At 59.5% G+C, this 11,305-nt stretch carries 11 protein-coding genes; 3 read left to right on the forward strand and 8 right to left on the reverse strand.

Going from position 1 to position 11,305, the window contains the following annotated elements; translation table 11 throughout:
- The 6 genes from M3O22_06375 to ybeY form a co-directional block, all read right to left on the reverse strand.
- Positions 1 to 525 (reverse strand): tRNA (guanine(46)-N(7))-methyltransferase TrmB (locus M3O22_06375; GenBank protein MDP9196371.1); only part of this gene is annotated, 525 nt, incomplete at its 3' end.
- Complete coding sequence (metK, locus tag M3O22_06380) at positions 500 to 1,669, reverse strand: methionine adenosyltransferase (protein MDP9196372.1); 1,170 nt, start codon at positions 1,667 to 1,669, stop codon at positions 500 to 502. The genes M3O22_06375 and metK, both read right to left, overlap by 26 nt.
- Positions 1,670 to 1,737: 68 nt before the next feature.
- Positions 1,738 to 2,199 (reverse strand): helix-turn-helix transcriptional regulator, encoded by a 462-nt coding sequence (locus M3O22_06385; protein ID MDP9196373.1) that lies wholly within the window; start codon positions 2,197 to 2,199, stop codon positions 1,738 to 1,740.
- Positions 2,200 to 2,272: 73 nt separating this feature from the next.
- The gene (gene lnt / locus M3O22_06390; protein ID MDP9196374.1) at positions 2,273 to 3,835 is read right to left on the reverse strand and encodes an apolipoprotein N-acyltransferase; all 1,563 of its coding nucleotides are present in this window, start codon (positions 3,833 to 3,835) and stop codon (positions 2,273 to 2,275) included.
- Positions 3,836 to 3,839: 4 nt separating this feature from the next.
- Positions 3,840 to 4,748, reverse strand: coding sequence for a hemolysin family protein (locus M3O22_06395; GenBank protein ID MDP9196375.1), 909 nt, complete (start codon positions 4,746 to 4,748; stop codon positions 3,840 to 3,842).
- 9 nt (positions 4,749 to 4,757) lie between these two features.
- Positions 4,758 to 5,324 (reverse strand): rRNA maturation RNase YbeY, encoded by a 567-nt coding sequence (ybeY, locus tag M3O22_06400; GenBank protein ID MDP9196376.1) that lies wholly within the window; start codon positions 5,322 to 5,324, stop codon positions 4,758 to 4,760.
- Between ybeY and M3O22_06405 the strand changes: the two genes are divergently transcribed.
- Complete coding sequence (locus M3O22_06405; GenBank protein MDP9196377.1) at positions 5,323 to 6,519, forward strand: hypothetical protein; 1,197 nt, start codon at positions 5,323 to 5,325, stop codon at positions 6,517 to 6,519. The genes ybeY and M3O22_06405 overlap by 2 nt on opposite strands.
- 77 nt (positions 6,520 to 6,596) lie before the next feature.
- Positions 6,597 to 8,555, forward strand: coding sequence for an NADH-quinone oxidoreductase subunit L (gene nuoL, locus M3O22_06410; GenBank protein ID MDP9196378.1), 1,959 nt, complete (start codon positions 6,597 to 6,599; stop codon positions 8,553 to 8,555).
- 9 nt (positions 8,556 to 8,564) lie between these two features.
- On the opposite strand, the gene M3O22_06415 is transcribed toward nuoL, so the two are convergent.
- The gene (locus M3O22_06415) at positions 8,565 to 9,053 is read right to left on the reverse strand and encodes a hypothetical protein (protein MDP9196379.1); all 489 of its coding nucleotides are present in this window, start codon (positions 9,051 to 9,053) and stop codon (positions 8,565 to 8,567) included.
- Positions 9,054 to 9,148: 95 nt separating this feature from the next.
- On the opposite strand from M3O22_06415, the gene M3O22_06420 reads away from it, so the two are divergent.
- Positions 9,149 to 9,757 (forward strand): isoprenylcysteine carboxylmethyltransferase family protein, encoded by a 609-nt coding sequence (locus M3O22_06420; GenBank protein ID MDP9196380.1) that lies wholly within the window; start codon positions 9,149 to 9,151, stop codon positions 9,755 to 9,757.
- 60 nt (positions 9,758 to 9,817) lie between these two features.
- Here the strand turns inward: M3O22_06420 and M3O22_06425 are convergent.
- Positions 9,818 to 11,305 (reverse strand): acyltransferase (locus M3O22_06425; protein ID MDP9196381.1); only part of this gene is annotated, 1,488 nt, incomplete at its 5' end.

Consider the following 11,305-nt stretch of genomic DNA (forward strand, 5'->3'; position numbering starts at 1 on the left):
CAACCAGGCTCCCGGCTTCAGGATCCGGGCCAACCGGTCCAGATTCTCCGGACCGATGAAGCGGCGGAAGGCGTGGCGCTTTTTGGGCCAGGGGTCCGGAAACAGCACAAAACAGCGTGAAATGGACGCATCCGGCAGGGTGTCCAGCAGCGGGCGGGCATCCCCGGGCACAATCCGCACGTTGGACAGCCCCTGACGCTCCATATGGCCCAGAAGGCTGGCCACGCCGTTCATGAAAAACTCTGCCCCGATAATGCCGGTATCAGGATGGGCCGCAGCCTGGGCCGCCAGATGCTCCCCGGCGCCGAAACCGATCTCGAGCCATATCTCTTTTATCTGCGGCGGGAACAGCGCCGCCGGATCAATCTTTCCCGGCGGAGGCGGCAGGTCGATGCGCAGGCGCGGCAGCAGGTCCTGTACCAGGGCTTTCCGGTGAGGACGCAGGGGGCGGCCCTGGCGGCGGCCGTACAGATTCAGCCGGACCGGGGACTGTGGGTTGTCAGGCAAAGGCGTTACGCAGGTCATCGACCAGATCCGTCCTTTCCCATGAAAACCCTCCGTCCGGCTCCGGGTCCCGGCCAAAATGCCCATAGGCCGCCGTCCGGGCATAGATGGGCCGGTTCAGCTGCAGGCGTTCCCGGATTCCGCGGGGCCTCAGGTCCACCAGCTGCTGCAGCACATCCGCCAGCCGGGTTTCATCCACATGGCCGGTGCCATGGGTATCCAGGCAGAACGACAGGGGCCGGGACACACCGATAGCATATGAAATCTGGATGGTGCAGCTGTCCGCCAGACCCGCAGCCACCACATTTTTCGCCAGATACCGGGCCGCATAGGCGGCCGAGCGGTCAACCTTGGTGGGGTCCTTGCCGGAAAAGGCCCCCCCGCCATGGGGCGCCGCGCCGCCATAGGTGTCCACAATGATCTTGCGCCCGGTCAGGCCGGTGTCGCCGTCCGGGCCGCCAACCACAAAACGGCCTGTGGGATTGACCAGCACATCTTCCGGTGCGCACATCCATTCCGGCGGCAGGACATTTACGATATGGGGCCAGACCATGGCACGTACATCAGCCTGCGACAGGGATTCATGATGCTGGTGGGACAGGACAACCTTTTCCACCCGCACGGGTTTTCCGCCGGCATAGCGCAGGGTGACCTGGCTTTTGGCATCGGGCCCCAGCAGGGGAAGCGCCCCGGAATGACGCGCCTCGGCCAGCGAGCGCAGGATGGCATGGGCATACCAGACAGGAGCAGGCATAAGGGCCGGCGTCTCACGGCAGGCATAGCCGAACATAATGCCCTGGTCCCCCGCCCCTTCCTCCCTGTCCTCTCCGGCATCCACCCCCACGGCGATATCCGGGGACTGGGCGTGGACAAGAACCGTCACATCCATCTTTTTCCAGTGAAAGCCGGCCTGTTCATAGCCAATGCTGCGCACAGCGTGACGGGCTGTGGACTCCAGCTCTGCGGGGCCAATGGATGCAGGCCCGCGAACCTCCCCTGCCAGGATCAGGCGATTGGTGGTCGCCAGCGTCTCGACAGCCACGCGCGCGTGGGGATCCGCTGTCAGATACAGGTCCAGGATAGCGTCCGAAACCCGGTCACAGACCTTGTCCGGATGCCCCTCTGATACAGATTCACTGGTGAATATACAGTCGTGCCTTCTCATGGTCCCTCCCTGCTGTCCGCTGCCCCTGAATACCGGAGGGCCGGGCCAGTGACAAGACAGCAGGTCTTTCAGGGAAGGCTGTCCGGTATCTGGTCCGGATTGTCCAGGCTGGCCACAGCTTTTGCCAGCTCGAATATGCGGCGACGCACACGCGGATCCCGGATTTTCTGCCAGGCCCGGGCCATCTCCAGTGTCTCGCGGTTCGGAACGGGATCCGGTTCATACGGGACCTGATCCCCCTCAACAAATCCGGGAACAGCGGAATTTGCAGGATTGTCTTCATAAAAATACGAGACAGGAACATTCAGCACACCGGCCAACCGGTGCAGGCGCGAGGCACTGATGCGGTTTGCCCCCCGCTCGTATTTCTGGATCTGCTGGAATGTCAGGCCGATCATCCGGCCCAGCTTGTCCTGGCTGTAACCCATAATGATGCGCCGCAGGCGCAATCTTGAGCCGATGATTTTGTCCACAGGGCTTGGGCCATCTGATTTTGGCCGGCCCCCGCGGCGACGAACTGCCTGTTCCATCAGGTTCTCTCTGTCATGCTTAGCTTTGGTAGCTAATAATTGACCAGAAGAACTAATGATTATGTCGGGTAATTCAAGTACTTTTTTTGTTTCTTCCCCTGTTTACAACCCCCGCGATAGTAAAAAGGACTGTCATCAGGAGCATGATTCCATAAACTTTATTTCCGTAACGGGCAAAAATGGGCCCATCCTGCAGGGCCTGTGGCAGGCCGGACTCCAGGATTTCCACAGTTCCCAGGCGGCTCCGGGTCACAATGCGGCCCCAGGGATCCACAACACCGGAAATGCCGGTATTGGCCACCCGCACCAGGGGAACCCCCTCCTCCACCGCCCGGACCCGGGCTATGGCAAAATGCTGCCAGGGCCCGGCCGATATGCCGAACCAGGCATCGTTGGTTACATTCAGAAGCCACTGTGGCCGGCTGCCCCGGCTGGCCACATCACCGGGAAAAATGGCCTCATAGCAGACCAGCGGACTGAAAGGCGGAAGGCCCGGGACGGATACTGTCACCGGCCCCGGCCCGCGGGAGAAGTTTGTTGCCCCTGCCGCGACCGGATCAACAGGCAGGTATTCGCGGAAAGGGATGAACTCGCCAAAAGGCACCAGATGAAACTTGTCGGCCGTAGCTATGATATTTCCCTGACCATCCAGGACAAAAACACTGTTGTAGAAATGCTTCTGCCCCTCCTGGATCTGCGTACGCAGGGCCCCGGTCAGCAGAACACCTCCGGGCGGGGCAGCATCCGCCAGCGTTTTCCGCAGATCAGGCTGTTCGTTCAGAACCCAGGGAACAGCCGTCTCAGACCAGATAACCACTGTGGGAAGCCGGGGGGAAGTCGCCTGGGACATGTCAATCTGGGTGCGGAGGTTCGCCGCCTGGACCGCCGGATCCCATTTCAGGGTCTGGGCAATGGCCGGCTGGACAAGACGCAGCATCACCCCGGGAACCATGGGGGCCTGCTCCCCCGCACCGGACAGGCGCCACAGCCCGACCCCGGTAACCAGGACAGCCACTATAATGCCGGCAGATACAGGGACCAGCACCCGTCTGTCCCGCAGGGAAAACCATCCGGTCAGGGCGGGCAGTGATGCCAGAGCCACGGTCAGAAGGCCCAGGCCATATGATCCTATCCACGCCACCGACTGCAGGACAGGCGGAATATCCACCCAGGCATAGGCTGTCAGGCTCCAGGGAAACCCGGTGAAAAGATGGCCCCGCAGCCACTCACCCGCGCTCCACGCCGTTGCGAACACAAGGATCCGCGCAATACCCCGCTGTCCCGCCATAAAGGTGACCAGCGTGGCAAGGCCGGTGAATACGGCCAGCAGCACGGGTAATCCGCCTACGGACAGAGGCAGAACCCACCAGAACCGGGCAATATCCGTAAACAGGGAAAAGGAAATCCAGTACAGGCCCAGGACAAAGTGGACAAGACCAGACAGCCAGCCGGTGAAAAAAGCCTGCCAGCGCGTCCGGGCACCATCCAGAACCCACAGCAGGGCCGGAAAGACCAGAAACAGCAGGGGAAAGAGACCCGCAGGCGGAAGGGCCAGCGTGGCCAGACTGCCCAGAGCGGCGAGAACCAGAGCCCGTTTCCAGCCAGTCAGACCGGACAGCCAGCGGGCCAGCGGCATCTGTTTACTCCCCTGCAGAGGGAGGCGGGGAAGACGCATGTCCGGAAAGGTTGCGCACTTTCACTTTCCTGACCCGGCGGGAGTCTGCTTCCAGAACCTCGAACTCCAGACCTGACGGATGATTCAGGATATCCCCGCGCCGGGGAACGCGCCCCGCCAGGGAGAACACCAGACCACCCAGGGTATCCACTTCCTCCCTCTCCACGTCCGTCAGAACAGGACCGGCCTTTCTCTCGAATTCGCGGACAGACAGGCGGGCATCGGCCACCATGGTCCCGTCCGGACGGATCACCGCATGGCTGGCGGCTTCCTCGTCATACTCGTCCTCTATCTCGCCCACGATCTCCTCGACCAGATCCTCCAGGGTCACGAGGCCGTCGATGCCACCGTACTCATCCACCACGAGGGCGATGTGGTGGCGGTCCTGGCGCATCTGGCGCAGCAGGTCGAGCACTTTCATTCCCGGCGTCACAACCGGAATCCGGCGGACAATTTCCGCCAGTGTGCATTCCTTTCCCGCCGCCATGCAGGCCAGAACGTCCTTGACGTGGACCATACCCACCACGTCATCCAGCGTTTCCCGGTATACCGGCACCCGGCTGTGGCCTTCGTCGGCCATATGGCGCACGACTTCGGCAAACGGGGTCTGGACCTCCAGCGCGATGATATCCACCCGGGGCACCATGGCGTCGCTGACTGTCCTGTCATGCAGCTTCAGGACGTTGGACAGCAGGGTGCGTTCCTCGCCGGTTACCGGCTCTTCCCGCTCCTCCACCATATCCTGGATCCTGTCCCATGCAGAATCGTCCTCCCGCCCACGCAGAAGAAGGCGGAGCCAGGACATGAAGGGACTGGACTGGGTTTCAGTGTGTTCGGCCCCGTCGTTGCGGGGCAATCGCGTGTCGTCGTTCATTTCTCTGTGTCAGGAATGTGCGGGGCCGTTTTTGCCGGAAGCCCGTGGATCAGGAATGCCCAGGTCCCGGAGGATCCTGGTCTCGAGGCGCTCCATGCGCGTGGCTTCAGCATCGGTTTCGTGGTCGTACCCCAGCAGGTGAAGGATGCCATGGACAACCAGCCAGGACACGTAGTGGTCCAGGGGTTTGTCCTGCTGTACGGCTTCCGCCGCGACAGTCTGAAAGGCAAGTATAACATCGCCCAGGATCAAAGGAAAGCACGTATTTCCGGAAGCAGTTTCCCCCTCCCCCCCGGGCTCCAGAAAGGGGAAGGACAGGACATTGGTCGGCTTGTCCTTGCCCCGCCATGTGCGGTTCAGGTCCTGGACAGTTTCATCATCGGACAGGATAACGGTCACTTCCAGTTCTTTTGCTCCGCGCACCTCTTCAGGCAGATCAGCAACCGCAATGGCTGCCCGGACCGCCCGGTTCACCACAGCATCCAGACCGGACAGATCGTCGCTCCAGCCATTGTGCTCCACAATCACTTCCAGGCCCACGGCCGGCATCTTCTTTTTTTGGGATTTTTTTTCCATGGAGCGTACTCTGTCCATATCCATTCGTGTGGTCAAGGAAGAGTCTGTGGTTTTTTCAGACACCACGCACTATAGTCCCCCCATGCGTTTCATGGCCCTTGTCCTTCTGTGCATCATGCTCTGCCCGCCTGTGCTGGCGGCCACTGTCACCATGGACAATATCCAGGTGGATGTGGTGGCGGACAATGCCGCAGCGGCAAGGGACAGGGCCATGGCGGAAGCGCGGAAAAAGGCGCTGCTCCTGTGGCGACAGCAGCAGGGTTTCGCCGGGACAGACATCCCGCAGGACCAGGCTGACGCAGCCACGGCCTTTATTGACGTTGTCGAGGAAAAGGCCTCGGGCCAGAATTACAGGGGAATTTTCCGGGTCGGCCTGAATGTGGGCAGCCCGAATCCCGCCCCGGGCAGGTCCGTGCAGGATATCCGCAACGACCTGTCCTTCCTGAACCCGGTGCAGCAGGCCCGCACCACAGCCCGCACATGGAATGCTCCCGGAACCGCACAGGCCAGTGGCTGGATCCTTCTGGTGCCGGTCCATCGTACTTCGTCGGGGCCTGTTGTGTGGGAAAACACGGATCCCTGGATCACGGAATGGAACGTTCCTGTGCGCCGGCGGGCTGTGGATTTTGTGGTGACAGACGGAGATGTGGAGGACAGGCAGATGCTGTCCGGCACGGCTGCCGCCCTGGCGGACGGTGAGGCCCTGCGCCGGCTGGCCGAAAAATACCGGGCCGGCGGCGTTGCGCTGGTGACGCTGGATACGGCCTTTTCGCAGACCCCTGATTCGTCCGGCATTGTGGAGGTCACCCTGTGGACCCCCGCCCGCGGCCTCATGACCATGCGGGCTCCTGTGACGGATCCATCCCTGTTCTCCGAAGGACGGGCCGCGGCCCTGGGCCTCCTGGACACCGTGGCGGACGGAGGCGATGCCTTCCGGGAACCGGTACAGACTGCGCTGGCGCCTCTGCCCTATTCCTGGTATGACAGCCAGCCCGCCGTCATCGAGGTTCCCCTGAAAGCCACCCTGAAAACGCCGCAGCGCTGGATGGAAATCCGCTATGCCCTGTCCACCATCCGCGGCCTGGTGGTCAAGCCTTTGCTGGTCACCGCTTCCTCGGCCGAAATGATCGTCCAGTACCCCGGCACGCGGGAACAGCTGGTGCGGGAGCTGCAAGCCCGTGGGCTCGCCCGTTAATCCACCCGCTGCGGCTTGATCTTTCAGGCCTTCTGGTCTAACAGGAGAAGGCTTTTTCTTTCTGCCTGAAGGCTCCCATGCTTCCCATCCTGATCGTTTTTCTTCCCCTTCTGGCCGCCCTCGTCGCAGGATTCGGAGGGCGCCTCATCGGCGACCGGGGAGCCCAGCTGGTCACATGCAGCGCGGTGCTGGCCGCAGCGGCGATGTCGGTTATCCTGTTTTCACAGACGGCCCTGGCGGGGGTGCAGGCCTTCACCATTCCCCTGCTGTCCTGGGTCCATGTGGGTGATTTCCGGGTGGACTGGGCCCTGCGCATCGACACGCTGACCACTGTTATGCTGGTCGTCGTCACCGTCGTGTCCGCCATGGTGCACCTGTATTCCGTGGGCTATATGAGCCACGATCCGCACAAGCCGCGCTTCATGGCGTACCTCAGCCTGTTCACCTTTGCCATGCTGATGCTGGTCACCGCCGATAACCTGCTGCAGATGTTCTTCGGGTGGGAAGGCGTCGGGGTGGCCTCCTACCTGCTGATCAATTTCTGGTACACGAAAGACAGCGCCAACGCCGCATCTATCAAGGCTTTTCTGGTCAATCGTGTGGGCGACTTCGGCTTTGCGCTGGGCATCATGGCGATCTTCGTCCTGTTCGGATCGGTGCAGTTCGACAGCATTTTCGCCGAGGCGCCCCAGCTGGCCACCCTCACCATGAATTTTCTGGGCGTCGAGGTTCATGCCCTGACCGTGGCGTGCCTGCTGCTGTTCATGGGCGCCATGGGCAAATCCGCCCAGCTGGGCCTGCACACGTGGTTGCCCGATGCCATGGAGGGCCCCACGCCCGTCTCGGCCCTCATCCACGCCGCCACCATGGTGACCGCGGGCGTGTTTATGGTAGCGCGCCTGTCACCACTGTTCGAATATGCACCCGTGGCCCTGCAGGTCGTCACCGTGGTGGGCGCGCTGACAGCCTTTGTGGCCGCCACCATCGGCCTGGTACAGAACGACATCAAGCGCATCATCGCCTATTCCACCATGAGCCAGCTGGGATACATGTTCTTCGCCCTGGGCGTAGGCGCGTATTCCGCCGCCATGTTCCACCTGATGACCCACGCGTTCTTCAAGGCCCTGCTGTTCCTGGGCGCAGGGTCGGTCATCCACGCCCTGTCGGACGAGCAGGACATCCGCAACATGGGCGGCATCTGGAAGAAGATCCCGGTGACATACGTGATGATGTGGATCGGGTCGCTGGCGCTGGCGGGCATTCCGTTCTTCGCCGGATATTATTCAAAGGACATTATTCTCGAGGCGGCGTTCGGAGCGCACTCGGCCGTGGGCCAGTTCGCTTACTGGATCGGCATCGCCGCCGCCGTCATGACCGCGTTCTATTCCTGGCGCTTGCTGATCCTGACGTTCCACGGCAAGCCCCGCGCCGACCGGGAAACCATGGAGCATGTGCACGAATCCCCCCTGATCATGCTGATCCCGCTGTTTGTGCTGGCGGTGGGAGCTGTGCTGTCGGGCTGGTATGCGTACGACTGGTTCGTGGGAGACGATAGATATGAATTTTGGCTCAGCTCTATAGAGCCATTTTGGCTCAGTTCTATAGATCTAAGAAAGTTATCCCAGGGATCTGATATTATAGCGCTTGCGCATCACGTACCCGACTGGGTCAAGCTGTTGCCCACAATCGCTGGTATAACAGGCATCGTGCTGGCGTATCTGCTGTACATAGCCGCACCGAAAGTGCCAGGTATTCTGGCCAGCGTGTTCCGGCCCGTGTACGTGTTCATCTATCGCCGCTGGATGTTTGACGAACTGTACGATCAGATGTTCGTTCGACCCTCGCTCTGGCTGGGCCAAGTGTTCTGGAAGAAGGGCGACGGAGCCATCATCGACGGCCTGGGCCCGGACGGAGTCGCCGCCATGACCCAACGCGCCGCCACCCTCACCAGCCGCCTGCAGACCGGGTACGTATACCACTACGCCTTCGCCATGGTCCTGGGTCTGATCGTCCTGATCGGGTGGTTCTGGTGGTAAAAACCTGCTTTATAAGGAAAGTATCCTGGCTGCACGTCCAGTTCTTGTTGCTGTGATGTGTTCAGCAAAGGCCTCCAGAAGTTCCTGATATTCCCGACCGGTCTGACCCATATCTTCACCAGCGCGGGCAAAAATATAGTCTTTCCATCCCCTCAAAATCTCTGCCAGGGAACAATTCCCCAGAACATGGCTGACAGTGTTGCCAACCTGACCGGAAAGGCAGGAAGTTATTGTGCGCATATGCAATATCTCATTGCCGAGAATGCCGACGCAGAATGGCCGGGTTCCACTAATCCTGAGCGTCATTTCTGTATTGGTCCAGAGCACCCGCCAGGAAGCGTGAACATACAGGGGACCTTTTGACGGGGCCCCTTCAACTTCCAGAAAGTCACAACATTGCACAGGAACAGTTACCCTCGGAGGAGCATCATTTGACGGGAATTTTACCCGCGCACCCTGAAGACCGTGAAGTCTCAGAATGTATGAATTATGCGACATGGAACAATCCTTTATCCCGGAGAAAAAGTGCTATGACCTGTTTTTACTTGCGTCAATAGTTGTCCCGATCAGATGGTTTTATGGGAGATGATACAATGTTCCAGGCATCCATAGAACCCTGGCTGCTTCTGGCCTTTTTTGCAGTGTATTTCCTGATTGCCTTTGTGTGGCGGTCGGTGTGGGTGTGGCGAGAGACGGGCATCAACCCTTACAACTCTGCCGGGCCTGACAATACCCATCGCTTTTCCATGCGGGCGTTTCGTATTCTTTTGGTGGTCCTGACCCTGTGGCTGCTGGCCAGCGCATTGTTCCCTGAACTGCAGGCGTTCGCGGGGCCCATGGAATGGCTGGAGGACCCGGTTCTGACTATCATGGGCTGGATCATGCTTGGTGTTGCCCTGCTGTGGACAGCACTGGCCGAGATTCATATGGGCCGGTCCTGGCGCATCGGCATTGATACAGGCCGCGCCGCAAACCTGGTCACAGACGGCCTGTTCGCCCTGTCGCGCAATCCTGTTTTTCTGGGTATGCGCCTGGGACTGTGTGGCCTGTTTCTGGTCCAGCCCAACGCCCTCACACTGGCCATCGCCGTGGCCGGAGACATCCTGATACAGATCCAGGTCCGGCTGGAGGAGGCGCATCTTCTGAAAATACACGAAGAAAAATACGCGGAATACCGCCACAGCGTCCGGCGCTGGCTCTGACGCCGGAAAGGCCGCGTCATCGTCTGAAATGCGGATTCACTTCCTGTACGCTCGCAGGCATCATCCATTTTTTTCAATAAAGCTTTTCAGGCCCGGAACCAAGTACAACGCTCCATACTGGTTGAGGTGATGATTATCCATATATATAAACTGTCCATCCTCATTGCGCGGCACTTTGATCAGGGGCAAAGGATCAAAATAGGGAATATCAAGACTTTTCAGCAAAGGCAGAAGACTGGCATGGGAACCCTGCACAACCCTGCGGGCATAACCGGGATCCAGGGTCATACAGTCCTTGCCCTCCCGTGGGAACCATTTTGACACCAGGACATGGTTCCTGATCATGCAGTCATGGGGATCTTCCCTGAACTCGGGCACACTTCCCAGATAATAAACGGCCCTGTTTGCGGATTTTATTTTCTTCAGCGAGCGGCGAAGGTCTTCTGAATCTCCGGCCAGGCGCAGACCCAGAAAGACATACCGGATACTGGTATCCTTCTCCAGAACATCATAGAACGCCTTCGTCAGATCCATACAATACGTATCTGGCTTGCCGGCTTTCATTTTCACTTCACTGCTCTCAACCCAAGTGGAGCATGCGCGGCGTGAAAACATCCGCACAGTCAGGTCCCTGCTTTTCGCCCATTCCACGACTGTCGGCATGTAATGGGCGGCGTGGGAATCGCCGCTCACAATAACCTCATAGGTATCCTTGTTGGGGCCTATGATACAGTTCTGCCTGTCAAATGCTCCGCCTTCCCCGGCGCAGATATCGTACAGATCATGGGGTCGCAGCTCCGCCCTGTCCATCTCATAGCTGACCCGCCATGCTGCACTGTGGCGGAGCTTGAGAACATTTGATGCAAGGATGAAAACCATTATGGTACACACCCCTGCGCTGATGATCTTGCGGGGGGATATTTTCAGGCGCCTGGCGGGCTGTTCTATATACCTCCATGAAACACAGGCGAGAATAAAGGAAACAATGATGATGGCAATACGGGCCTGTACATCAAGTTCCGCACTGAAATAACCTTTGTAGAACGCGACAAGAGGCCAGTGCCACAGGTAAAGAGAGTATGATATCAGACCTGTAAATACCATAATCCTGGAGGAAAGGATTGTATGGGCAAGGCCCGTTTCCTGCCGGGCCGCATGGATGAACAGGGCCGCGCCAAGGCACGGAACAAGGGCCTTGAATCCCGGCATACCCTTTTCATCGAGAAACAACAGTGAGAACAGGATCAGGAAAACACCAAGCGCGGAAAAGAATTCGACCCCTTTTTTTCCCTGAATTGCGGGAAGGACAGCCAGTGAGACCATGCCGCCCAGGGAGAGCTGCCAGGCCCGTGACCAGGGAAGATAAAAAGCATCCATGGCATTGGTGCGGACCAGATATTCTCTTGCCAGCAGGCTCAGGATAAAAAGGATGCCCAGAATGACCGGGCTGCGCCTGAGGCCCCATACCTTGTGAATGAGGATGAGCAAAAGAGGCCAGATGAGGTAAAACTGCTCCTCCACACCAAGGGACCATGTATGCAGCAGGGG

The organism is Pseudomonadota bacterium (genome assembly GCA_030775045.1).
Lineage (GTDB): Bacteria > Pseudomonadota > Alphaproteobacteria > JALYJY01 > JALYJY01 > JALYJY01.